General features: G+C 39.5%; 18 protein-coding genes. 12 read left to right on the top strand and 6 right to left on the bottom strand.

The window, feature by feature from the left end; all coding sequences use genetic code 11:
• Nucleotides 1-63 precede the first annotated feature (63 nt).
• Nucleotides 64-1,197, top strand: a complete 1,134-nt coding sequence (locus HDC92_RS06335) for an AI-2E family transporter (protein ID WP_015808134.1) — start codon at nt 64-66, stop codon at nt 1,195-1,197.
• 44 nt (nt 1,198-1,241) lie between these two features.
• Here the strand turns inward: HDC92_RS06335 and argS are convergent, their stop codons facing one another.
• Both argS and rocF read right to left on the bottom strand, forming a co-directional pair.
• The gene (gene argS / locus HDC92_RS06330; protein WP_183873095.1) at nt 1,242-3,023 is read right to left on the bottom strand and encodes an arginine--tRNA ligase; all 1,782 of its coding nucleotides are present in this window, start codon (nt 3,021-3,023) and stop codon (nt 1,242-1,244) included.
• Nucleotides 3,024-3,046: 23 nt separating this feature from the next.
• Nucleotides 3,047-3,997: an arginase gene (gene rocF / locus HDC92_RS06325; RefSeq protein WP_183873092.1), complete on the bottom strand. Its 951-nt coding sequence runs from the start codon at nt 3,995-3,997 to the stop codon at nt 3,047-3,049.
• 105 nt (nt 3,998-4,102) lie between these two features.
• Between rocF and HDC92_RS06320 the strand changes: the two genes are divergently transcribed.
• The 6 genes from HDC92_RS06320 (at nt 4,103) to HDC92_RS06295 (ending at nt 14,584) form a co-directional block, all read left to right on the top strand.
• A complete protein-coding gene (locus tag HDC92_RS06320; protein ID WP_008246064.1) occupies nt 4,103-5,494 on the top strand; it encodes an arginine decarboxylase in 1,392 nt (463 codons plus the stop codon).
• 331 nt (nt 5,495-5,825) lie between these two features.
• Nucleotides 5,826-6,776, top strand: a complete 951-nt coding sequence (locus HDC92_RS06315; protein WP_183873090.1) for a hypothetical protein — start codon at nt 5,826-5,828, stop codon at nt 6,774-6,776.
• A gap of 95 nt (nt 6,777-6,871) precedes the next feature.
• Nucleotides 6,872-8,239 (top strand): PP2C family protein-serine/threonine phosphatase, encoded by a 1,368-nt coding sequence (locus HDC92_RS06310; protein ID WP_183873088.1) that lies wholly within the window; start codon nt 6,872-6,874, stop codon nt 8,237-8,239.
• Between the two features lie 7 nt (nt 8,240-8,246).
• A complete protein-coding gene (locus HDC92_RS06305; RefSeq protein WP_143715864.1) occupies nt 8,247-12,230 on the top strand; it encodes an FtsW/RodA/SpoVE family cell cycle protein in 3,984 nt (1,327 codons plus the stop codon).
• A gap of 7 nt (nt 12,231-12,237) precedes the next feature.
• Complete coding sequence (locus HDC92_RS06300) at nt 12,238-13,035, top strand: FHA domain-containing protein (RefSeq protein ID WP_183873086.1); 798 nt, start codon at nt 12,238-12,240, stop codon at nt 13,033-13,035.
• A 7-nt stretch (nt 13,036-13,042) separates the two neighbouring features.
• Nucleotides 13,043-14,584 (top strand): serine/threonine protein kinase, encoded by a 1,542-nt coding sequence (locus tag HDC92_RS06295; protein ID WP_183873084.1) that lies wholly within the window; start codon nt 13,043-13,045, stop codon nt 14,582-14,584.
• 58 nt (nt 14,585-14,642) lie between these two features.
• Here HDC92_RS06295 and HDC92_RS06290 read toward each other — a convergent pair whose 3' ends face one another.
• Entirely contained in the window at nt 14,643-15,077 is a 435-nt protein-coding gene (locus HDC92_RS06290; protein WP_015808142.1) for an Hsp20/alpha crystallin family protein, read from the bottom strand.
• An 87-nt stretch (nt 15,078-15,164) separates the two neighbouring features.
• On the opposite strand from HDC92_RS06290, the gene HDC92_RS06285 reads away from it, so the two are divergent.
• A complete protein-coding gene (locus tag HDC92_RS06285; protein WP_015808143.1) occupies nt 15,165-15,653 on the top strand; it encodes an acyl-CoA thioesterase in 489 nt (162 codons plus the stop codon).
• A 7-nt stretch (nt 15,654-15,660) separates the two neighbouring features.
• Here the strand turns inward: HDC92_RS06285 and HDC92_RS06280 are convergent, their stop codons facing one another.
• Entirely contained in the window at nt 15,661-16,038 is a 378-nt protein-coding gene (locus HDC92_RS06280; RefSeq protein ID WP_015808144.1) for a dihydroneopterin aldolase, read from the bottom strand.
• A gap of 98 nt (nt 16,039-16,136) precedes the next feature.
• Between HDC92_RS06280 and HDC92_RS06275 the strand changes: the two genes are divergently transcribed.
• From HDC92_RS06275 to HDC92_RS06265, 3 genes are read left to right on the top strand one after another with little or no spacing between them, the layout of a single operon-like run.
• Nucleotides 16,137-17,327, top strand: a complete 1,191-nt coding sequence (locus HDC92_RS06275; RefSeq protein ID WP_015808145.1) for an acyl-CoA dehydrogenase family protein — start codon at nt 16,137-16,139, stop codon at nt 17,325-17,327.
• A gap of 35 nt (nt 17,328-17,362) precedes the next feature.
• A complete protein-coding gene (locus HDC92_RS06270; protein WP_183873082.1) occupies nt 17,363-20,059 on the top strand; it encodes a DUF3857 domain-containing protein in 2,697 nt (898 codons plus the stop codon).
• Nucleotides 20,046-20,426, top strand: a complete 381-nt coding sequence (locus HDC92_RS06265) for an SRPBCC domain-containing protein (protein WP_183873080.1) — start codon at nt 20,046-20,048, stop codon at nt 20,424-20,426. Before HDC92_RS06270 ends, HDC92_RS06265 begins: the two co-directional genes overlap by 14 nt.
• A gap of 69 nt (nt 20,427-20,495) precedes the next feature.
• On the opposite strand, the gene lysA is transcribed toward HDC92_RS06265, so the two are convergent.
• Nucleotides 20,496-21,650: a diaminopimelate decarboxylase gene (lysA, locus tag HDC92_RS06260; protein ID WP_183873078.1), complete on the bottom strand. Its 1,155-nt coding sequence runs from the start codon at nt 21,648-21,650 to the stop codon at nt 20,496-20,498.
• Nucleotides 21,651-21,843: 193 nt separating this feature from the next.
• Nucleotides 21,844-23,157: an aspartate kinase gene (locus tag HDC92_RS06255; protein WP_183873076.1), complete on the bottom strand. Its 1,314-nt coding sequence runs from the start codon at nt 23,155-23,157 to the stop codon at nt 21,844-21,846.
• A 309-nt stretch (nt 23,158-23,466) separates the two neighbouring features.
• Between HDC92_RS06255 and HDC92_RS06250 the strand changes: the two genes are divergently transcribed.
• Nucleotides 23,467-25,200 (top strand): phospho-sugar mutase, encoded by a 1,734-nt coding sequence (locus HDC92_RS06250; protein WP_183873074.1) that lies wholly within the window; start codon nt 23,467-23,469, stop codon nt 25,198-25,200.
• The last annotated feature ends 4 nt before the right edge of the window (nt 25,201-25,204 follow it).

Genomic DNA, 25,204 nt, shown 5'->3' with positions numbered 1-25,204 from the left:
CAAAATTAGCCAAACATTCGGTACCTTTTACTGTTTACCACTTGAAAAACAAACAAATTACGAATGAAAGACATGCCGCTAACCGTCAGAAGATCTATTGAACTACTTGGAATTGCCCTTATTGGTGCCATTCTTGTCATTGGAAATGATATCATTATGCCAGTTATCATGGCTTTTTTTATCAGCATCGTGCTGCTTCCAATATTTCGCTTCTTAAAAAAACACAAGTTTCCAGAAATAGTCGCCATTATACTTCCTATCCTGCTGGTTGCAATTTTTGTAGGAGTAATTGTATGGTTCTTTTCCGCTCAGATTGGTGTTTTAGTTGCCGATTTCCCACAGATAAAAAATAATGTAAACTCACACTTAAAATCACTCAGCGAATGGTTTAGCACTATAAGCCATGTTTCAACAAGGGAACAGATGAAGTTCATTACTGAAAAAAGTGATGATTTATTAGGAATGGCTGGAAAAGCAGCAAGCGGGGCTGCTGTAACGCTAAGTTCCATTTTTGTATTTGTCGGACTACTTCCGATTTACATCTACCTGATGCTTTTTTATAAGGATATATTACTTCGCTTCATCTTCATGTGGTTTAAATCCGATCACCACCCAAAAGTAAAAGAAGCGATCTATGAGACTGAAGCCATCATCAAAAATTACCTGGTAGGATTATTGATCCAGGTGACCTACATGACCATCCTTCTGGGTGGAATCCTGTTGCTGGTAGGGATTAAACATGCCTTATTAATTGGTGTTATTTTCGCTATTTTAAACCTTATTCCATATGTGGGTGCATTAATTGGAAACATTATAGGTGTATTACTTACCCTCACCTCATCAACTGAACTATGGCCTGTAATTACCGTACTTGGCGTGATAGCCGTTGTTCAGTTTTTAGACAATAACATATTAATGCCCAGAATAGTTGGTTCCAAAGTAAAGATCAATGCCTTGTTTGCCATCCTGGGTGTAATTGTTGGTGGCAGTATCGCAGGTGTCTCCGGTATGTTTCTCTCCATGCCCATTATAGCCGTTTTAAAAGTGATTTTCGACCGGACCGAAACCTTTAAACAATGGGGGGTGCTATTTGGTGATGAAAGACCTTCAAAAAGCCCCATGACCTTTCCTGCTTTCCGGAAAAAGAAAATTATACCTGTTAAGGCAGGCGTAGAAAAAACAAAAGAGAAGGATTAACCCTTCTCTTTTGTTTTTAAACAGCATACTATACAAACAGGAGACTACATGCGTTCAGGAACTGTTATCCCTAAAATACGCATCCCGCGTTTCAAAACATCAGCCGTTACAAAACTTAAATTTAAACGATACAGTTTAACAGTTTCATTTTCTTCTTTAATAATAGGCGGTGTTTCGTGATAAAATTTGTTAAATAGTTTGGCCACTTCATATAAATAATTAGCCAAAGTAGCCGGGCTATAGGCTTTTGCAGCCGAAGCAATCTCGGCCGGATATTTTGCCAGCAACATGATCATTTCCAGTTCAGTTCCTGTAATGGAGGCATCAGAAACACCTTTTGCAGAAAAATCATAGTCTGCTTTACTAAGCAAAGATTTAATCCTGGCGTGTGTATATTGTATAAAAGGCCCAGTATTTCCCTGGAAGTCGATAGATTCCGAAGGATCGAACAACAGACGTTTTTTGGGCTCAACCTTTAACAGGAAATACTTGAGCGCCCCTAAGCCAATGTTGTAAAATAACTCTTTCTTTTCCTTTTCCTCAAAATCATTCACTTTACCCAGTATTTCAGTTTTTGCCCTCGCAGTCTCAATCATTTCAGCTACCAGATCGTCAGCGTCTACAACGGTCCCCTCTCTGGATTTCATCTTTCCGCTAGGTAAATCAACCATACCGTATGACAAGTGGTGTAGTCCCTTGGCCCAGCTCTTACCTAACTTTTCCAGAATCAAAAACAAAACCTTAAAATGATAGTCCTGCTCATTGCCAACTACATAAATAGATTCATCCATCTTAAAGTCATCATACTTCATCTGAGCAGTGCCTAAATCCTGGGTGATATATACCGAGGTACCATCAGCACGCAATACCAGTTTCTGGTCCAGTCCATCTTCTGTAAGATCTATCCATACCGAACCATCTGGTTTTTTAAAGAAAATTCCTTTTTCCAGCCCCTCATCAACCGTATCCTTACCTAGTAAATAAGTATTGCTCTCGTAATAATATTTGTCAAAATCGACCCCCAGGTTTTTATAAGATACATCAAAGCCAGCATATACCCAGCCGTTCATTTTCTTCCACAGGTCGATTACTTCTGGTACACCAGCTTCCCAGTCCAGAAGCATTTTCTGGGCTTCTTTAATCAAAGGAGCATTTTTCTTAGCTTCTTCTTCCGTTTTGCCTTCCAGTTTTAAAGTATCTATTTCCTTTTTATATTCCTTATCAAAAATCACATAATACTTACCTACCAGATGGTCTCCTTTAAGCAAAGCACTTTCAGGGGTCTCGCCATTACCCCATTTTTGCCAGGCCAGCATAGATTTGCAGATGTGAATTCCTCTGTCGTTCACCAAGTTTACCTTAATTACTTCATAGCCATCCGCTTTAAGTAGTTCAGCTACAGAATAACCCAATAAATTGTTCCTTACATGTCCCAGGTGTAAGGGTTTATTGGTATTGGGTGAAGAATATTCTACCATTACCTTTTTCCCATTAGGTTTAATGGCAGCAAAAGACGGGTCTAATAAGGAGGTATTAAACAGGTTTAGCCAGTAAGCATCAGCAATGCTAAGGTTTAAAAAGCCTTTGATCACATTAAACGTCCTGATTTCTGGAATATGCTGTACTAAATATTCACCCAGATCAGCAGCTGTTGCCTCCGGTGATTTCTTGGAAAAGCGTACTATAGGAAATACTACGATGGTAATTTGTCCTTCAAATTCTGTCCTGGTATCCTGTAAACTTACCTGGTTTTCCGGTAAGTCCTGATGATATAGTTCTTTTACTGCCGCGATGGTTGAGGCAATGATATGTTGTTCGATGTTCATATACTAAATAATTCTCAAATCTACTATTCGTTTCTGAAAGCATTGGTAGCTTTAATTAAAATTTCAAAGGCATGCTCTGCCATTTGGTTCTCCCGGTCTAATGTTGGGTTTACTTCTACAATTTCAAAGCAGCAAACCTTTTGGTTAGTAATCAGGCGAGACATTAAATTACCCGCTTCCCTTTCCGTTAATCCCTGCGCAACCGGTGTTCCAGTTCCTCTTGAGGCAGTTGGGTCAAGTGAATCCACATCAAAAGAAACATAGATCAGGTCGCAATGGTCCAGGTACTTAAGCGTTTCTATTACCGTCCGTTCCACTCCTCTTTTCCGCAGTTCGGCAGTAGTAAATATTTTTACCTTGTTCTTTTTAAGCAATTGTTCTTCCGGCCGCTCCATATCTCTTGCAGAGATCAATACCAGGTCGCGGTAACTGATTTTAGGCGCTATCTTACCCACATTTTTAAGCTGGTACCAGTAATTGATGGTTTCCTGGTCAAGCTTGTTCACTTTGGCATCTAAATTATCTTCATCGAGTGCCATAGCCAAGGGCATTCCATGCATATTTCCTGAAGGTGTAGTGTAAGGAGAATGTAAATCTGCATGCGCATCTATCCATACCACACCTAATTTTGCCTTCGGATGTACCGCTTTAATTCCGGCAATAGTACCGGCAGCTGTGCTGTGGTCGCCTGCCAGAACAATCGGAAATTCATCTTTATTTAAGGTAGCACTTACTTCATCACTCACCCGCTCTACCATCGTCAAAATACCCGAAATCCGTTTTGCAAATGGGCTGCCCGTACTTTCCAGCAATAAATGGTTTTCATTAGGGATTTCTACAGACTTATGTTTTTTAAAAAATCTGCTGCCAAAATCGAGTGCTGCAATCTTAATTGCATCCACTCCTAAACTGGCCCCGCGAGTGCCAGCACCAATCTCAGATTTTACTTCTATAATTTTTAAAGTCTTAGTCATAAAAAAAATACGGGTGTATTTTATAAAGTGTTTATCTTTGAGCCCAAAATTAAATATTTTAATTTGCCACACCTCATAAATAAATAATAGTTCAAAAATAAAAAAATGCAGAGTTACTCCGAATTTCTTGATCTAAGTGTTGGTTTTCCTCAGGAAGGTTACAGCGTAATAGACGACGAATTATATTTTCAAGACCTCAATCTGATGGAGATGATTGAAACCTATGGTACCCCATTACGTTTCACTTACCTTCCCATGATCAGTAAGAAAATTCAGCAGGCCAAATTGTTGTTCCAAACGGCGATCATCAAAAACAACTACCGCGGCGATTATAAATACTGCTATTGTACTAAAAGTTCGCATTTCCGGCACATTGTAGAAGAAGCCCTTAAAAATGGTATCCACCTGGAAACCTCTTCTGCATTTGACATGCCCATGATTGAGGCCCTGGAGAAAAAAGGTGCGCTCACAAAGGACATTACCGTGATCTGCAATGGTTTTAAAACCTATCAGTACAAGCAGTACATTATTGATATGCTGCACGATGGCTATAAAAACATCATCCCTGTACTTGATAATAAAGAGGAATTCAACCTTTTTGATGATGAGGTAGAAATGGATACCCCTTGTAACCTGGGTATCCGTATTGCGGCAGAGGAACAGCCCGATTCTCAGTTCTATACCTCCCGTTTGGGCGTACGTATGGAAGATGTGATTGATTTTTACAATAACAAAATCTCTGCAAACCCTAATTTCAGGGTTAAACTGCTGCATTTCTTTATCAACTCTGGTATTACCGATTCTCCGTATTACTGGAATGAACTGGAAAAATATGTTACCCTTTACTGTAAGTTCAAAAAGATTAATCCTGAACTGGATACTTTAGATATTGGTGGCGGTATGCCTTTTAAAGATTCTCTGGTATTTGATTTCGACTATGAATACATGGTAAATGAGATCGTAAAGCGGATTAAGGAAATCTGCGCGGAGCACGATGTGGTAGAACCCGATATCATTACTGAATTTGGAAAGTATACTGTTGCCGAGGCATCGGGTATTTTATATAAGGTGCTTGGCCGTAAACAGCAGAATGACAGGGAGAAATGGCTGATGCTGGACGGCTCGTTCATTACCAATTTACCTGATGTATGGGCATTGAACCAAAAATATATTTTGCTGCCCATCAACAACTGGGATGCAGAATACGAAAGAGTAAACCTTGGCGGTATTACCTGCGACGGACAGGATTATTACAACCAGGAAGCACACATGAACAGTGTGTTTATGCCCAAAACCCGTAAAGTTCAATATTTAGGTTTTTTTAATACTGGGGCTTACCAGGAAGTATTGAGTGGCTATGGCGGTATACACCACTGCTTGCTGCCTAGTCCGAAACATGTCATCATCCGGCGCAATCGCGATGAGACCTTCAACTTTGAAGTATTTGGTGAAGAACAAAATAGCAAACAGGTATTAAAGATACTAGGTTATACCTAGTATTTAAATTGTTGTAACTGTAATTGCCCTGGAGATATGAAGATTTTTCAGGGCATTTTTTTTCTGGACCCTTGATATGCTATTATTTTGTACGTCTACTATCCGTCTCTTGTACGTCTACTTACATCAAAAACAGATAACAGACATTTAAAAGTGGTTTTATAAAAGTATTAGATGATAGCACTTATACTGCTCTGATTTGGTTGTAATGTAAATTCAGATGTGTAATTTAGGAATCAGATGAACGATTTTGTTATTTTTGAGTATGTTCATAAGGAATTACTAGCTTTACCGTTATAGAATTTTGTACAAGACGATTAAAAGTTCATAGATGACAGACAAACCCTCTTTTTGGCAGCGAATAGGTATACAGGATTGGTTTCTGAGCAACAATACTACCAAACCGGTTGCCAAAGTACAAGCGCTTACCCCAGATACTGTTTACAAATATATCATCGATAAATTCAAAGCGTCCATAGCTGAACTCTCTTTTGCTGAGCGTATTGTTTTTTATCATGAATATATCATATGTCTAAGTACAGATGATTACAGGGCCTTCATGGACAATAAAAATGGTTTATTAGGCCTGATAGCCCAGGAATCTGTAAAAATGTTTTATGAAATATTGAACGAATATGCTGCTGTAGGTAAAAGAGTTGAACCATCAAGCAACAAATGGGTTTTTCGCTTTGTTTCACATCCCGATTATAAACAGGGCGACAAGGGCTTTATTGGTAAACTTATGCCCGATGGCGGTCAGAAACAGGAAAATTTACGGGTTACCTTTATCCCCCGGCAAACTGGCCTGGCCCAGACATTTGACATCAGCAATGAAATTCTGAAAGATTTTATTTTTTACAGTGAAGGATATTACGAAATTCCCTATCTGGCCAATTTAAAGTTTGATACTAAATATGAAGCAACAGAAGGAAATACCATTTTAGCAAGATTTGAAACTACTCTTCCCGATAAGGCATATTCGGGACAAAAGCTAGAGTACCTGATGAAGTTTAATGAAATTACCGTGTCGGGTAATGAAGAGGCAAAGGACGATAAGAATATTTTTAAAATCCCATCAGAATGGGTAAATGCACCGCATTTAAAGATTCGATTCAGCAAAACAGAAGAAAAATTTTACCTGTCATCATTTGGGGAGAAAACTATACTGAATGAAAATCTGGTGGAGCGGAGCCGGCAGGATGATCCCCAGTGGACAGAACTGCCATTGAATTCGAGAATTATACTGAACGGAATAATTGGTGTTAATATATTTAAAGCCTGATTTTATGTCGCAAATCTGCTCTGTAGCGTTATTGCTATTGTGTGTGATCTTATTGATTACACATTTTATATCGATTAAAAACTCAACCGGCAATAATGGGTAGCAATTATTTTGGAATAACAGATACCGGGAAATTACGTAGCAACAATGAAGACACCTTTATTGCTGAAAAAATAACCGATACTGATTTTGTGATCGCCTGCGTAATTGATGGTGTTGGTGGCTATAAAGGTGGCGAAGTTGCAGCGGCCATTGCCAGAAAAGCCATATTAAAATTACTGGACAGCCCCGGAGGAGACCTTTCTCTTTTAATGCAGGCCACCATTGCTGAGGCAAATGACCAGATCATTGCAGCAAAACTGCAAAACAAAGAATACGAGGATATGGCCTGTGTACTTACCTTGGCTCTGGTAGATTTAAATAAGAACCAGCTTTATTACGCACATGTAGGCGACACCAGGTTATATCTTTTAAGAGACCACTCCTTAATTAAAATATCTAAAGACCAGTCCTTTGTTGGGTTCATGGAAGATTCTGGCCGCCTGACAGAGGAACAGGCCATGAGCCATCCTAAAAGAAATGAGATCAATAAGGCCCTGGGCTTTACCGGCAACATAGGTGTGCAGGAAGATTACATTGAGACAGGACACTCCCCCTTTTTACCTGGAGATACGATCCTGCTATGCAGTGATGGCTTGTCGGACATGGTAAATAAGCAGGGTATCACCAATATCCTGGTTAAGGAAGGTACGCTGGAACAAAAAGGAAATGAACTCGTAAACACAGCAAACCTCAATGGTGGAAAAGATAACATTACAGTTGTTCTGGTAAAAAACAATAAGGAATCTTATGCCCACGAAGCCACCAGACCCATTACCCCGCTTAAGAAAAAGAAAAACCTGCATGCAGTGCAAGAAGCCACATTAGATAGGGTAGAAAATGAACAACATCTGGCCACCACAGATCAGCTCCCGGCAAAATTAAACCCAGCTAAGGGAATGAATGTATGGCTAATGGTTTTTGGTTTAATTGTGTTGGTTGCAATAGCTTATTTTATTTTGAGAAAAAATACTGACAATACTGATCAGTTTATACCTGTTGATAATGCGCAACAGGTTGAGCAGACTGCTGAGTTTAAATTGCAGGATACTTTAAATAAGCTGAAGGGAAATATACTGATACTGAACGATTCTGTTTTTAAATCGCCAATAGTGATCTCTAAACCCATTTCCATTACCAGGGATAGTCTTTATTTAAAAGCAGAAGGCACTATTGTACTTAAAAGCGATAGTGGATACAATGGCCAGCCATTTTTTATTGCAGCAGCCAACAAAAGCACACTTCTTGAGAATTTTACGTTTGAAAATTTCAAAAACATCACTGCATTGCAGAAAAAAGGTGTACTGCTTAAAGATGTGAAGTTTATAAAAACAGATTCTTTAACCAACAGGTCAAACCCTTAATATGAGCATGCAAACAAAAACAAATCCTGGCAGAAAGGCTGAGCGTATTTTTTTACTGCTCGTTACACTGGTATTGGGTACTTTGTTTTTGACATTATTTTATACGCAACAGCACAGTTTTGCTGATGTACATAAGCGGCTTAGTGATGGGACCATGGTAAACCTGAACGATAAAGCACCAGGCGCAAAGATTAGAGCCCTGCTTATAAAAGGTTATTATTTTGAAGATAAAAAAGATATTAACCTGGTTGAAGATATTGTAAGCAAAAGCTTTTTACTGCATAAAGAACCGGTTGATAACATCGGAGAACTAAATAAACGCAAGTTTTTCGTTGCAGCAGATGAGGCTTTTAATAAAGGCGGTAAGAATTTTAAACAAAGGATTATTACTTCACGTTTATTGCTTGGCTTTACTGGTGCTGATTCTTTAGTTTACAAGCAGGAACAGCGAAAGCCTCAACAATTGCCTGCTCAAAAGGATTTTGGCAAAGGCAATTATGACATAAGTGGAAAAATTACAGATACAGCAGGTAAAGCAGTAGCCGGGGTATTGGTTAGGCTGCAAATGATTTTACCACAAGATACTGCTTATACAGAAGATGAGGTGGTCAATGATTTTATTGCTTATCTGCGGACAGATGCCAATGGAAATTATAGTTTTCTTCATCTCCCGGATCATAAAGCTTATGGGGTATTGCCTTTAAAACCAGGTTTCCAGTTTGGCCGCTCGCAAGGACTGCAGGAGCTGGATAAATCGGCAAGTTTTAATTTCAGGCAATCGCCACACAGTATTAAACTGTTTTCTACGCGCGACTTTAAGATCCTTAAAAAAGAAAAATCGCTAATTGTACGTACCCCTGAAGTGTATAACCAATGGTATTGGATCATTGTGCTTAGTTTTTTTGCAGGATTTTTCCTGGTTCATTTTTTAATGAGCCTTAAATATCCGCAGGCAGATCAGCTGATATTGCCTATAGTTATGCTAATGACTGGTATCTCTTTTCTGACCTTACTGAGTTTACAGGATCCTTTGCGCGATAGGTTTTTGGCTAAAGACAGTCTTATTTTCTTTGGTATGGGTATTATAGGTATCTGTATTCTGCTTTCTTTAAAGCTGCGCAAATTCAATGTGGATTCGCGCTGGTACCGTATGTTTGTCGTAAACAATGCTTTTAGCAAGGCCAACGGCTGGCAATGGGCTTTTGTTGCTTTATGTCTGCTGGCCTTCACTATTGTATTTGGCACAGGGCCTGAAGGGAGTGGTGTAAAGGTAAACCTATTTGGGATACAGCCCAGCGAAATTGTAAAATATGCCATTGTTTTGTTTTTAGCAGGCTTTTTTGCCTCTAATGAACGGTTTATTACCGAATACAGTAGCTGGCACAAAAGATGGTTCTTCTTCTCTTTTGCGCTGGTGGCTATGGTAATGGCTATACTGATGTACCTTGTACTGGGCGACCTTGGCCCGGCAATGGTAGTATGCTTTACCTTTATCATCCTGTTCTCCTTTTCGCGGGGCGATTTTATGATGATGCTAACGGCTATTATCATTTACGTATTCAGCGCCTGGTTCCTGAACATCTGGATAGCGACACTGGTTACAGCTGTGCTGGTATCGGTAGTTATGGTGGTCAATAAAAAAACCAGTGAATCTGCTATAATGATCATCATGGTCATGGCGGCTTTCCTGCTGATCGATCAGGTGCCTTTCCTCGCCAAACTGATTCCAGGACCGGTAAACAGACTAACAGAACGTAAATCTATCTGGCAGGATCCCTGGAACAATGAGGTTTATGGTGGTGATCAGGTTGCCAATGGCATCTGGGCCATGGCCAGCGGTGGCATCAGCGGTCAGGGTGTTGGCCAAGGTTTTGCCAAAACCATTCCTGAAGCGCATACTGATATGATATTGCCAGCTATAGGCGAAGAATTTGGTTGGGCAGGTATTGTAGCCATTTTTGTATTGTTCCTGATCTTTTTACACCGCGCTATTATAATAGGCCGGCAAACGGGTATGCCTTTCCTGTTTTATATGTCGGCCGGTGTAGGGATAAGTCTTTTTATACAGTTTTTATTGATTGCTGGCGGCTCTACCGGAGCTTTACCTTTATCGGGTGTTGCTTTGCCTTTTGTAAGTTACGGCGGCTCCTCTCTGGTAGCAAATATGCTTGCAGCGGGCTTTTTGCTCTCCGTTTCAATGGTCAGGGGTTCGGATGTTCAAATGGCCTATATGACCAAACAGCAGGATAAAAACCTTGTTCCTGCCTTACTTGCTGCAAGTGTAGCCATATTATTGCTCACCATGACCGTATCCAACTATATTATCCACAATAAAAAATGGGTGGTGCAACCGGCGTTGGTGGCCGACCGTAGCGGTTCACGTATGTTCAGCTATAATCCAAGAATTCCTATTCTGATGAATAAACTTGCAGCAGGTGATTTATACGATAGAAACGGACGTATTCTGGCCACGAGCAAACCGGAAAACATTAGAAGACAACTGCTGCTGTTAAAAGAATCAGGTATCAGTTATAACCTTGATTCTGCTGAACATAAACGGGTAGACCGTTATTATCCTTTTGAAGCACAAATGTTTTTTTGGGTTGGCGACAACAATACCGGGATTTTTAATGGCAGTACCAATGGTTATTTTGCAGAATATGAACATGCAGCAGAGTTAAGGGGTTTCCACACTCCTGTGCTGTCATTTAACACACATGCAAATAAATATCAGGAGAACAGGTTTCTGCCAAGAGGTGTTAAGGAAATGACAGTAAGTAAAAGAGATTATTCTGCTTTAGCACCACTTTTGCTCACAGGCATTAACAGTGCTGAAGTAGAAGAGTTTAAAAAGAGAAACAGAAACGTAAAATTAACCCTGGATGCATCTTTGCAGACAACCATCCAAAATACCATTGCACAAGATACTGCAGTTAACAACAGCCGTGTATCGGTAGTCATTATGGAGGATATTACCGGTGATGTATTGGCTTCTGCGGTGTATCCCCTTCCTCAGATTAATAACTGGGAACTGCTGAACATGTCGACCACGGAACAGAATAAACTGGCTGGCTGGTATACCACTGCCGACCTGGGTTTTACAACGGCTACCCCACCAGGGTCAACCGCTAAGGTGCTTACTGCTATGGCTGCATTTAACAAGTTAGGGCCAAATGCGGCCAAAAGGGTTTTTACAGTAACTGCAGCCGAGCGCATCCGTACCAAAGGCATTGAACCTGATGAAACCGGTAGAATTAACCTGGAACGGGCTTTGGTTAAATCGAATAACGTTTATTTTATTAAATTGGCCAATGAGGAACACCTGCAGAATGAAATGGCAGATCTGTATTTGAAGACCGGTATGTTTTTAAGAGGTGTTGGTGGTTATTATTATGGCAGGGATACCAGCAATATGAAACAGGAGGATAAATGGAGAGCATTATGGGAACGTACAGAATTTAATACCAAACCAAAATACGATCCTTCCAGAATCCGTCGTACACGGGCCAAAGGTATATCAGGAATGGCCTGGGGACAGGGAGAGTTAATTGCTACCCCTGCTGCAGTGGCACGCATGGTTGCTGGCGTGGCCAATAAAGGGCAGTTGGTTCCCAATCGTTACGTACTAAAGATCAGTGATTCAGCAACATCAGTTAAACCATTTATTCGCATTGCCGGCAACCCAGAATACGCAGATTCAATTAGCCGTTATATGCTAAAGCAGAGTGAAAATAAGACCTATACACTGGGCTTAAAAGTAGCTGGAAAAACGGGAACTCCGGAAAGGATATGGAAAGATGAGAAGATAAACGATGGCTGGTATACTTTTTTTGTACCCAAAGCAAATGGGAAAGGTCATATTGTAGTCTGTATCAGAATAGAATCTACCCGTGGGTCAAGTAAAGCTGTGAAGCTTGCCGGACAGCATGTAGTGCCTGCACTGCTGAAACTGGGTTATGTCGGGAAAGAAAAAGAGAAAATAAAAAAATAACAGCTGTATGTTTAATTTATTTAACAAAAGTAATCAGGAACCACCGCAAGATGTTAAGGCTATCAGGGAAATACTGCTGACTGCTATAAAACGTGAGCTTCAAAAACTGGAGGGTGGTGAAGGGAAGCATATTAAAGGCCTGACCTTATTTATTGCCTGTAAGCCGGAGGAAAAACACAGGTATGAATCAGCTGTTTTTACAGAAGATGAAGATCGCTTTAGAAATGAGATCCAGCGGATAGCTGATGATTTTGCTATAGATTTTCCAGAAACCTGGAGTATGCAGATCACGTTTATAGAAGAGCTGCCTGCTGATACCATAAAACTGGCAAATCTAAGTGCGGCACTTCATATCAAAACCCCGGAACATCAGGTAACGCTCAGGTCACAAATTGCTTATATCCGTACTTTAAATGGAGAATCTGAAAAAAAGGAATATAAGATTACCGCAGATAGTGGCAAAATAAATATTGGAAGAGAACATAAGGTGCAGGTAAGTGATGGATTTTTCAGGATTAATCAGATTGCCTTTCCTGATGACAGTAAAAATGAGGCCAATAAATTTATCAGCAGACAGCACGCCCATATTGTATGGGATGCTGATACAGCTGCGTTCCTGCTATTTGCTGATGAAGGTGGAATTCCTCCAAGAAACAAAGTAAAAATCAGATCTGTGGGTGAGCATAACCCTGTAAAATTAAATGTTACCGAACTTGGGCATGTGTTGCAGGAGGGTGATCAGATCATATTGGGTGAACTTGCAGTCTTGGAATTTAGTTATCTTAACATAGATTATAATCAATAATAGCATAATGAGTAAAGTTTTTACAATAACAGAAGGATTAGAAAATCTTGGTGCCTTAAGCACGGGTGGACAGGGGTCTGTATATAAAGGCAAAAGGATTGGAACAATCATCACGGCAGTGAAAATTATGCCCACCCCCATTCATACGGAAAGTGAAGATGACAAGAATTTCCTTAAGTTTAAAAATGAAGTAGAAAAACTGAAAAAAGTAAATGAAATACCCAACCCTAATGTAGTAAAAATATTGGGGTCGGGCCTTACTGAAAGTGGTTCTTTCCCTTTTATAGAAATGGAATACATTGAGGGGCCAGACCTGGAAAAGCTTTTAATGCCGCCTAATGCCCCTATATTTACTGTTGCCGAGGTCATTAAACTTGCAGAGCAATTGGCCAATGCCCTTGCCCACTGTCACCGTGTTGGCATTAAGCACGGCGATATTAAAAGCAATAATGTAAAGTTTAATACAGATACGGGCAATTATGTCCTGCTTGATTTTGGCCTGGCCATTATGTCTGATGAGCAGCGCCGTACAAGCTTGCGCCATGCGGGCGCGGTTGAATTTATGGCACCAGAACAACACGATGGTGAAGTGTTTTTTCAGACAGATGTATATAGTTATGGCATTATACTATATGAGTTGCTTGCCGGAACAGTACCTTTTCCGCTGATCAATAAAAATGAAAGCTCGCGTAACCAGGTGATGCTGGCACATATTGAAATTCCGGTCCCAGATATTCTTGCACTGCGCAGAAATCATCTTCCTGAGAGCTGGGACATGGAAAAGAAGAAAAAAGAAATGTATGTTCCGCAATGGTTGCTGGAAGTCATCAAAAGATGTCTGGAAAAGAATCCCGAAAAACGGTACGCCAATGGCACTGCTTTACTGGATGTAATTATGCACCGTGGTGAAGAATTGGTAGAGGGTGTGGAAGTTGTATCCAGCCAGCTTCCGGTAAAACAAAAGGAAGTTACGTTTGTAGAGGCCGTACCAGGTGAAGTGAGCCTGTCAAGGCCCGTATTTGCAATCATGATCTTATCCATGCTCATATTGGGGATGCTTTCGGTTTATGGTCTATTTCTTAAAGACAATAACAGCATTAAACAGGTGACAACAGATTCTGTAAGTAATGTTCCTGCAGACACCACTAGTGTTGAACCGGTGATCCGGCATGATACCGCCCAGGTTCATCCGGTAGTGATTGATACTGTAGCCCAGAAAGCTGAAATAGACAGTTTAAAAAAAGAATATGAAGCCCAGATGGCAGCTGCCGCCAAACGTGCACAGGCAGATGCCCAAGCCAAAGAAAATAAAGACCCTGTGATTGTAAGCAGCGGAAAAAAATACCAGTTGCCAAAAGGAACAGTATATTTTTATGAGGCAGCGAGTGGAGATTCGCCAAGAAATGGTGTATTGGGCCTATGGAACAATGCCAAATTTAATGTGATAGATGAGCAAAATGGTTTTATTTATGTTACCCATACCAATAAAGATGGTCAGATTACGAAGGGATGGTTGAATAAAAATGACCTTAAAGAACTGAAGGAATAATTAAAAAAATAAGGGCAGTCTTACGACGTGCCCTTATCACCTTAAACAAACTAACCAATTATGAAACCTTTATTTCTTTAGTAGCTGATGCAGAGTCATCTTTTTTACCTATAGTAATGTTTAAGATGCCATTTACATATTCAGCCGCAATTTTTTCACCATCTACACTTTCAGGCAGTACAAAGGATCTGGCGAAAGAGTAATAGTCAAATTCTTTTCTGGTGTAATCTTTTTTCTCTTCAGTTTCGGTTGTTTTTTTCTCGGCCCAAACCGAAAGGGTATCTTTTTTCAAGTTGATCTGAAAATCCTCTTTAGTGAGGCCAGGTGCAGCCAATTCAATTTTATAATCGGTTTCTGATTCTAAGATATTTACACCCGGTACTTTATTTATAGTTAAGTTTTTATTTAACGCTTCACTAAACAATGAGTCGAAAACATTGTTAAAGTATGGTGCAGTGTTTCTGGTTCTGTTGTTAAATTTTACTAGTGTCATTGTTATTTTCTCCTATTTTAAGTTTTTTATTTTTTACTAATTTGTATACTAACCCTTTGTTCAACTCTTATACCAACCCTTTTTTTTATGATTTTTAAGACATTTTGGCGCAACAGAAGTAAAAAACAAGACAAAAAGACAGACATCATCAATACTTTAGACAGTTTTAAGTATAAAACTGTGATAGAGACCCGTTTTGCGGATTTTGATATGATGGGCCATGTAAACAATGCTGTGTATTTTACTTACATGGAAATTGCCCGGGCCAAATACTGGAACCATGCAATACAATGGGATTGGAAAAAAACTGGAGTGGTGATTGCCCAGGCCTCACTTGATTATATTTTACCCGTATTTATGGATGACAAGATCAGTATGTATGTACGTACGTCCAGAATTGGAAAAAGCAGTTTCGACCTGGAATATTTACTGGTAAAACTGGTTCATGGTAAAGAAGAGGTTTGCAATAAAGGTAAAACAACCTGTGTGGCTTTTGACTATACCAGCAGAAGTTCCTTTCCTATTCCGCAGGATGAAAGAGACAGAATGATCTCTTTTGAGCAGTTAGAGGTATAGTCCCTATTTATACAGGTGCTGTGTATTTCAGCTGCACAAAAGAATGCCCTATATCTCCGGGCATAGGCGGATGCAATTTTCGAATACCTACGGTTGCTGTTAAAATGAAAGGATAAACTGCAATGGTACGGTCTATAATGTTTCTGATCACTGTTTCAAGCATTTTCTGGGTTTGTTCCATTTGTTCCAGAATGATGTTGTTCAGGGTTTCATAGTTTACCGTGTGCTGCAAATTTTCAGTATCGCCATAAGGAACGAATTCGACCACAATATCTGTTAAAAAATAGATCCCTGTTAACTGTTCTTCGGGGTAGTAGCCATGAAAAGCAAAACATTTTACATCTTTTAAAGCAACTGTCTGAATGAAATTGGAATGGTCTGGCATTAGAAAAGATAATTTTTTGTTCGGTTTTAACCGGCCGTACCCTTAAATTATTACCTTTGGGTATACAGCCGATTGCTAATCCAAATATAGTGTAAACAATGAATAAATCAGCCAGGAAAGATCTTTACGAAGCACCAGATTATTACCTACTGGACGAATTATTATCTGAAGAGCATAAACTGATCCGTTCTGTTACCAGAGAATGGGTGAAAAAAGAAGTCAGTCCAATTATCGAGGATTATGCACAAAAGGCCGAATTTCCAAAACATCTTATAAAAGGGCTCGGTGAAATAGGTGCCTTCGGCCCTACCATTCCGGTTGAATATGGTGGCGCGGGGCTTGATTATACAGCCTATGGAATTTTAATGCAGGAAATTGAACGTGGTGATTCCGGAATCCGGTCTACAGCTTCTGTACAGGGATCCTTGGTAATGTACCCCATTTATACTTATGGAACGGAAGAACAGCGGAAAAAATATTTGCCTAAGCTGGCCACAGGTGAACTAATGGGCTGTTTTGGCTTAACAGAGCCAGATCACGGATCGAACCCAAGTGGTATGGTCAGCAATATTAAGGACAAAGGAGATCATTATTTGTTAAATGGCGCAAAAATGTGGATTTCTAATGCACCATTTGCGGATATAGCAGTAGTTTGGGCAAAGGACGAGTCGGGTAAAATTAGAGGGATGGTAGTAGAACGTGGAATGGAAGGTTTTACTACTCCTGAAACGCATAACAAATGGAGTTTAAGGGCTTCAGCTACCGGCGAACTGGTATTTGACAATGTGAAGGTTCCTAAAGCAAATATTTTTCCTGATGTTACAGGCCTGAAAGGTCCCTTGGGTTGTTTGAACCAGGCACGTTATGGAATAGCATGGGGAGCTTTGGGTGCGGCGATGGACTGTTATGATACGGCATTGCGCTATGCCAAGCAACGTGAGCAATTTGGCAAACCCATAGGTGGCTTTCAGTTACAGCAAAAAAAACTGGCTGAAATGATTACAGAGATTACAAAAGCCCAGTTACTGGTATGGCGTTTAGGGGTTCTTAAGAGTGAGAACAGGGCAACACCAGAACAAATATCAATGGCAAAAAGAAATAGCGTAGAGGTTGCGCTGGATATAGCGAGAAATGCAAGACAAATGCTTGGTGGCATGGGCATAACCGGAGAATATGCTATCATGCGCCATATGATGAACCTTGAGTCTGTAGTTACCTACGAAGGTACACATGATATCCATCTGTTAATCACAGGCATGGATGTAACCGGGATTAATGCATTTAAATAATAACTAAATTATTGCCGCTCAACACTTATCTAATTATGCCAGCTCAAACGTTCTTAGCACTTACATTACAGGTGTTATTCAGAAAAATGCTTTTCACAGCAGTTCTTATATCAATTATAAGCGCTGCATACGGACAGGACAAGAATTTTTATATAAATAAAAAAGATCCGTCCTGGATTGTTAAACGAAACAACCAGGGCTTCAAACCGGCTGGAAAAGATATTTCTGATGGTTATTTTCTAGCTGTTTACGAAAACCAGAACCATGCTGAACTTCAGGAAGAATATGTGCATGTCATCAGGGAGATCGTTTCAGATGCCGGAGTACAGAATGGTTCTCAGATCTCTGTTACTTATGATCCTAGTTTTCAAAAACTGATTTTTCATAACATCACACTGTGGCGTGGCGATAAGTCTTCAGACCGTTTACAGGGTAATAAATTTAAGGTACTGCAAAATGAAAAAGACCTTTCAAAATTTATTTACAGTGGAACCTATGATGCTTTTTTACTGCTGGATGATGTAAGAAAAGGGGATCGGATTGAATTTTCATATAGCATTAAAGGTACCAATCCGATATTTGGTGATAAGTTTGCTTCACTGTTCTATTTTGAAGGATCGAGCAGTATAGGGCACACCTATACCAATATTATCATCAATAAAAACAGATCCTTAAGCCTCAAAAACTTTAATTTCAACGATCAGCCGAGGATAACCGAACGTGATGGATTAAAAGTATATGAATGGGAGCATAAACTAACTAAAACACATCGGGTTACCGATTTTGAACCCAGTTGGTACAATCCTTTAAAAAGAACCCAGCTTACAGAATACAAAAGCTGGAATGAAGTGGTAAACTGGGGGCTTGCGGTAAACGATTATAAGGATATTGAAACTCCGTTGCTCAATAAAAAAGTTAAGGAACTGCATGAAAAAGCTGGCGGCAACCAGGTTAAGTACATCGAAAATGCAATCAGGTTTGTACAGGACGAGATCAGGTATATGGGAATTGAAATGGGGATATATTCACATCGGCCCAATTCTCCGGAAAAGGTACTTAAGCAACGTTATGGCGATTGTAAAGACAAATCCCTGTTGCTGGTATATTTGCTTAAAGCAAAAAATATTGCTGCCTATATGGCTTATGTAGACACCTACTCTACTATAAAAACTAAGGACTACCTGCCCAGTCCATTCGTATTTAATCACGTAGTAGCAGTTATTGAACATAACAACAATAAAACATGGGTTGATCCCACAATAGCCTACCAGAGAGGTACATTTGACAATTTTTATTTTCCCAATTACGGAGATGCACTGGTCATTAAAAAAGGGGTTAGCACATTGGAGCCAGTCATCAGCATCCCAACAGGCAAGCTGGTCTCTGAACTCCGGTTTGATGTTGCAGACACCATTCCCGACAGTAAATCTTTCCTCACTATTAAAAGTACTTATACCGATAATTATGCAGATAACATCCGCAGCGAAATTGCAGGCTCAGGCACTGATGGAATAGAAAAGACTTACCTGGAGTATTATGGTAAATATTACCCGGACATTGAACTAAAAGAGCCGATTAAGGTCACCGATAATGAAGAAAGCAATACACTTGAAGTTTTAGAGCGTTATGAAATCAGCAACATTTGGGCAGAAGATAAGAAAACTGCAGAAAAGTACTTGTCCTTCTTTGGCGATTTGATCAGCTCAGAAATGAGAGACATTACTGCTAAAAACAGATTGGCTCCCCTATCGCTTAAAAATCCGGTTAATGTTGAACAGGTGATTACGGTAAATATGCCTTATCTGTTTAATTTTGGTACTGAATCTGTTAAGGTAGAGAATGATGATTATTATTTCGAACTGTACAGGTTTCAGCGGGGAAAAACCATTACATTTAACTACACTTTTCGCAACATGAGCGCCTTTATTGATGGTTCAAAAGTGAAGGATTATGTGAAGGATAAAGGGAAAATACAAGACTATTTAACTTACTATATCAATCGCGGGACGGCCGGAGAAAATACCATCAATCCCTATACGCTTTGGATGTTTATAGCAGCAATGGCTGCTACTGCTTTTTTCTGTTACCGTTTATACTTTAAAAGCGGAGATTTTGATCTTGAACGCCTGGAATATGCCCGGCCAATCGGTGGATGGCTTGTATTACTGGCCATCAGAATTGTATTACAACCCCTGGTGCTGATTAGTGATGCCATACGATCGGGTTTGTTTAGCATGAGTGGATGGGCCGGACTGGCCACGCTGAAGAGTCCGGGCCAATATATTATAAAACTGGTTTATTTAGTGGAAATAGCAGCATTTGCCTTGTTAATTGGTTTTGGTGTATTACTGATATTCCTGTTTTTTAAGAAAAGGGAAAGCTTCCCGGCGCTGTTCATCATCTTTTCGCTTTGCCTGATTGCTTTTCTGATTGGCGATAATGTTGCTGCTATCTATGTCCGTTCCTTAACCGGGCAGCCTTTGATCAATGTAATTGAAATCCCAACAACAGTGATATCTTTGCTTTACAGTGGCGCATGGCTCTGGTATGTTGCAAAATCGGAAAGGGTTAAAGAAACTTTTGTGTATACTTACCCGGCTGTTGAATGGCAGGCCGCTCTGGCAAAACATTACGATGAAAAAATGGCTGTACAAAAGAAGGAAATTGATTACCCCGCGTCTGCAGAACTATTAGACAGCCCTGAAAATATTAAAAATTATGAAGACGTTTAAAAAATATTATGACCTGCCCGCCTCTCCGGAAGAAGTTTACTGGGCTTTGACCAAGGCCCAAAGCATACAGTTATGGACGGGTGCCGAAGTTGAATTTAAGGAAGAAGCCGGCACCGAATTCTCATTTTGGGAGGGTGATATTGTAGGTAGGAACCTGGAATTTGATTATGGAAAAAAAATTGTACAGCAATGGTATTTTGGCGAGGATACTGAACCATCTATTGTTACGATTAAACTGCATGAGGATAAAAAGGGCACTTCCCTTGAATTTATACAGACGAATATTCCTGATGCAGATTATGATGATTTTACAGCTGGTATAACTGAATATTACCTAGGTGGTTTACTTGATTTTTTTGAAGAATAAATTAATATCCTAAATTGTATAAATACAATTTAGGAATATTGACCCTATGGATTATTTACTTAATTCGAGTTATGCTTCTTCACTGTAAACAGACCTGATCTCATCTCTCAGGTTGTACTTTGATGCCATTACTTCTCCGTATGCTCCTGCACTTCTGATGGCATAAAGATCTCCCCTGAAACTTTCTGGCTGTTCTACTTCTTTACCAAAACAGTCTGTACTTTCACATATTGGTCCCACTATATCATATTTTAATGTTGTTTGATTCCCACGACTAAGGTTCTCGATTTTGTGGTAAGCTTGATATAAGGCTGGGCGCATCAACTCTGTCATACCTGCATCCAGCACTACAAAATTTTTCTTTTTACCATTTTTTATATATAAAACCCTGCTGATCAGTGAGGCACATTGCCCTACTAAAGCCCTGCCCAGCTCAAAATGGACTTCCTGGCCAGCCTTAACCTCAAGAAATTCTGAGAAGATCTTAAAATAAGCATCGAAATCAGGAATCTGCTGCTCCGGATTATGATAGTCAATACCTAAGCCCCCACCCACGTTTAATATTTTTACATTAAAACCGCGCTCTTCAAACCATATCGCAAATTCATTAACCCTTACGCATAAGTTTTTATATACATCAAGATTAGTAATCTGCGACCCGATGTGGAAATGTATGCCTAAGAACTCAAGGTTTTCAGATACCTTTAAGGTTTCTACACATTTCGGAAGATCCCAGGAATTTACACCAAACTTATTTTCGTCCAGACCAGTAGTAATGTTGTGATGGGTATGGGCATCAACATTCGGATTGATACGTATAGCAATTTTCGCTATTTTGCCCTTTTTACCAGCCAGTTCATTGATCACTTCAAGTTCCTGAACAGATTCTACATTAAAACAAAATATATCCTGGTCCAATGCCAAATTAATTTCTTTATCAGATTTACCCACACCTGCAAAAACCACTTGTTTAGGATTAAAGCCTGTTTCAATAGCCCCGTTCACTTCCCCTCCACTCACGCAATCAGCACCAAAGCCAATTGCCTTTACTTTTTTCAGTACCGCTGGATTGAAGTTCGCTTTTAAGGCATAGTGCACATGAAAATTGTATAACTTAGCAGCATTTGCACATGCATTTAACGTATTTTGCAACAGGTTAAGGTCGTAATAATAGAACGGTGTTTCTAAATTTGCGAAACGTGATATATCTTTATTAGAAAACATAATGTTTAAATTTCTTGTTATATTTTTTATTGTTGTACTGGGCCTGATTTATATTGGTAATTATATTGATCTCAAAAATCATAAAATCAATAAAAAAGAGTACAACAGAAGGATCAGGTTCTTCATTGTACTCATTTTTATTGCGATTGGTATCCTCGTCTGGATAAAAAGAAGATAATTTTAAACTTCTGTCTTATTCAAACAATCTGTTGTGCAAACTTTTTAAAGCTTCCGTTTTGTCTGCAGTACTGATTAGCAATGAAATGTTATAATTACTTCCACCATATGAGATCATCCTTAATGGAATATGCTTTATGGCATCCAGTACACGGGCTGCATAACCATGTTTTTCTGCGCTAAAATCGCCAACCACACAAACAATAGATTGATCGCTGTCAATTTCTACTGTACCAAAAGCATGCAGTTCTTCTACGATTTTTTCCAGGTTGTCTGTATAATCAACTGTTAATGAAACCGCTACTTCAGAAGTAGTGATCATGTCAATTGGTGTTTTGTACCTTTCAAAAATTTCAAATACCCGCCTTAAAAATCCATAGGCCAGGAGCATGCGGCTCGACTGTATCTTAATTGCTGTAATCCCGTCCTTTGCAGCAATGGATTTGATTTTTCCTTTCTCACTTTCGGTAGAAATCAATGTTCCGGCAGCTTTTGGTTCCATTGTATTTAACAGTCTTACCGGAATTTTATATTTCTGTGCAGGAAAAACAGATTGTGGATGCAGTATCTTTGCACCAAAATAGGCCAGTTCGGCAGCTTCATCGAAAGACAAGTGTGCTATAGGTTTAGTACCTTTTACAATCCTTGGATCATTATTGTGCATCCCATCAATGTCTGTCCAGATCTGTACCTCCTCAGCTTTAATTGCTGCACCAATTAGCGATGCCGTATAATCGCTTCCACCGCGGCGCAGGTTATCAACTTCGCCAAAGCTGTTCCGGCAGATAAAACCTTGAGTAATGAAGAGCTTATTGCCGGTATGTTGTGCTAACAGGGGTTGCAATTGCTTAGTAGAAAAAGGGACATCAGGCTCGTTGTCCTCATCAATTTTCATAAAATCCAATGCGGGCAGCAATACAGAAGGTACGCCAATGGATTTTAAATAAATGTGATATAAGGTGGTCGACAACAGTTCACCCTGTGCAAGTACGACTTTCTCTTCAACAGTAGTAAAAATATCATTGGTCAGTGAACTTAAGAAGCTGAAATGATAATCTACTACTTCCTGTCCCTGTTCACGATATTCACCATCTACTAAAAGTTCAATTACAAACTCATTATATTTTTGATGTAATGCGTTAATTAAGTTTAACGCCTCCTGTTTATCCTCCTTTAAAAGTTTGGCTGAAATTTCCACTAAACTATTGGTGGTACCAGACACAGCCGATAACACGACAATTTGTTCTTCTGCAGGATCAATGATATCCAGCAATTTTTTCATGCGCTCAGGGCTTCCTACAGAAGTGCCTCCAAACTTTAATACTTTCATAATTTGTTTTGTTGTTGTTAATTGTTGTGGTGCAATTACTGACAAAGTCAGATTGCCTCGTTTTGGGTTTATTTAATTTTTTAAGGTTAAAAAGCTATGTAAATAGCTATATTTATTTGCTCCAGGTATTTTATTTTAACCAAAATGGTTATATACTTGTAATCGGGCGTGAATTTAAATAAATCATGCCTAATAAAGGCAAAATAGACAAAATAAAATTTGGAAAATCAACAGCTGTTATGGTTTTCAATACCTGGCAGTTCATAAGTTGATTGGATAACGGATAACAATACAACCCCATAAGTAAATATGCAATTAGAACAAACTACCCAGGCAACCATAAAAGAATGGCTTAATGGCAATTACGATCAAAAAACTAAAGATGAAATACAAGGTCTTTTAGACCAGGAAGCTTATACTGAACTTACAGATTCATTTTACCGCAATCTTGAATTCGGTACTGGAGGATTAAGGGGGATTATGGGTGCTGGTTCTAACAGGATCAATAAATATACCATAGGGACTGCAACCCAGGGTCTGGCCAATTACCTGAATACAAAATATCCCGGAGAGAAAATTAAAGTGGCCATTGCACACGACAGCAGAAATAATTCTGACTATTTTGCAAAGATTACTGCAGATGTATTTTCGGCAAATGGCATACATGTTTACTTCTTTTCTGCTTTAAGGCCTACACCCGAATTGTCTTTTGCGATCAGACAGCTGGGATGTAAAAGTGGGGTAATGCTTACGGCCTCTCATAATCCTAAGGAATATAATGGTTATAAAGCCTATGGGGCCGACGGCGGACAATTTACCGCACCGGATGACAAAATGGTAATGGATGAAGTAGCAAAGATCAGCAGTATTGACGCTGTTAAATTTGAACGTGTAGACAGTAATATCGAATTGATCGGATTAGAGATAGATCAGCTGTATCTGGATAAGATAACTGCATTATCCGTTTCTCCGGAAGCAATATCACGCCAGAAAGATCTGAAAATAGTATATTCTCCTATTCATGGAACAGGGATTACCTTAGTTCCCAAAGCTTTGGAACAGTTTGGTTTTACGAATGTAATTATCGTGGAAGAACAAAGTAAACCAGACGGAAATTTTCCAACCGTAGTATATCCTAATCCGGAAGAAAAAGAAGCTTTAAGCCTTGCTTTAAAAAAGGCTGCTGAAATTGATGCAGATCTTGTATTGGCTACTGATCCGGATGCCGATAGGGTTGGAATTGCCGTAAAGGATAATGACGGAGAATTTGTATTGTTGAATGGAAATCAAACCGGCAGCTTACTGATCAATTACCTTTTAACCGCCTGGCAGGAAAAAGGAAAACTAAGCGGTAATGAATACATTGTTAAAACTATTGTAACTACTAATTTAATAGAGGCTATTGCTAAAGCTAAAAATGTCACCTATTACAACACGCTGACTGGGTTTAAATGGATTGGACAGATCATGACCAATCTGGAAGGGAAACAAACTTTTATAGTTGGTGGCGAAGAGAGTTATGGTTATTTGATCGGCGATTTGGTAAGAGATAAAGATGCGGTTGTCTCCTGCGCATTTATAGCTGAAATGACTGCTTTTTATAAAGATAAAGGCAGCAGCCTGTATGACGCCTTGTTAAATATGTATGTAACATATGGCTTATATAAGGAAGAATTGGTATCCATCACAAAAAAGGGCAAAACCGGGGCTGAAGACATTAAAGCCATGATGGAAAAATTCAGGAATAACCCTCCGGCTACACTTGGTGGGTCTAAAATAAAAACCTTAAAGGATTATGAACTCGGCGTAGAGACAGACCTGGAATCTGGAATAAGAACTGAGCTGGAATTACCTAAATCGGACGTACTCCAGTTCATTACCGAAGATGGCAGCATTGTTTCGGCAAGGCCTTCGGGAACCGAACCCAAGATCAAATTTTACTGCAGTGTAAATGCGCCACTGGCCAGTAAACAGGATTTTAAGGAAACAGAGGCCAGGCTTGGCCATAAGATTAAAGCAGTAATGATTGATTTAGAGGTTTAATAAA

The sequence above is a fragment of the Pedobacter sp. AK017 genome (assembly GCF_014200825.1).
Lineage (GTDB): Bacteria > Bacteroidota > Bacteroidia > Sphingobacteriales > Sphingobacteriaceae > Pedobacter > Pedobacter heparinus.
This window is presented reverse-complemented; position numbering and strand designations above follow the sequence as displayed.

Coding starts and splice junctions, on each gene's coding strand:
- HDC92_RS06310 (WP_183873088.1), top strand. CDS start 6,872: ATGGGTAGCAATTATTTTGGAATAACAGATACCGGGAAATTACGTAGC.
- HDC92_RS06300 (WP_183873086.1), top strand. CDS start 12,238: ATGTTTAATTTATTTAACAAAAGTAATCAGGAACCACCGCAAGATGTT.
- HDC92_RS06255 (WP_183873076.1), bottom strand. CDS start 23,157: ATGAAAGTATTAAAGTTTGGAGGCACTTCTGTAGGAAGCCCTGAGCGC.
- HDC92_RS06315 (WP_183873090.1), top strand. CDS start 5,826: ATGACAGACAAACCCTCTTTTTGGCAGCGAATAGGTATACAGGATTGG.
- lysA (WP_183873078.1), bottom strand. CDS start 21,650: ATGTTTTCTAATAAAGATATATCACGTTTCGCAAATTTAGAAACACCG.
- HDC92_RS06280 (WP_015808144.1), bottom strand. CDS start 16,038: ATGCCAGACCATTCCAATTTCATTCAGACAGTTGCTTTAAAAGATGTA.
- HDC92_RS06250 (WP_183873074.1), top strand. CDS start 23,467: ATGCAATTAGAACAAACTACCCAGGCAACCATAAAAGAATGGCTTAAT.
- HDC92_RS06285 (WP_015808143.1), top strand. CDS start 15,165: ATGATTTTTAAGACATTTTGGCGCAACAGAAGTAAAAAACAAGACAAA.
- HDC92_RS06270 (WP_183873082.1), top strand. CDS start 17,363: ATGCCAGCTCAAACGTTCTTAGCACTTACATTACAGGTGTTATTCAGA.
- HDC92_RS06275 (WP_015808145.1), top strand. CDS start 16,137: ATGAATAAATCAGCCAGGAAAGATCTTTACGAAGCACCAGATTATTAC.
- HDC92_RS06290 (WP_015808142.1), bottom strand. CDS start 15,077: ATGACACTAGTAAAATTTAACAACAGAACCAGAAACACTGCACCATAC.
- HDC92_RS06295 (WP_183873084.1), top strand. CDS start 13,043: ATGAGTAAAGTTTTTACAATAACAGAAGGATTAGAAAATCTTGGTGCC.
- rocF (WP_183873092.1), bottom strand. CDS start 3,997: ATGACTAAGACTTTAAAAATTATAGAAGTAAAATCTGAGATTGGTGCT.
- HDC92_RS06320 (WP_008246064.1), top strand. CDS start 4,103: ATGCAGAGTTACTCCGAATTTCTTGATCTAAGTGTTGGTTTTCCTCAG.
- HDC92_RS06335 (WP_015808134.1), top strand. CDS start 64: ATGAAAGACATGCCGCTAACCGTCAGAAGATCTATTGAACTACTTGGA.
- HDC92_RS06305 (WP_143715864.1), top strand. CDS start 8,247: ATGCAAACAAAAACAAATCCTGGCAGAAAGGCTGAGCGTATTTTTTTA.
- HDC92_RS06265 (WP_183873080.1), top strand. CDS start 20,046: ATGAAGACGTTTAAAAAATATTATGACCTGCCCGCCTCTCCGGAAGAA.
- argS (WP_183873095.1), bottom strand. CDS start 3,023: ATGAACATCGAACAACATATCATTGCCTCAACCATCGCGGCAGTAAAA.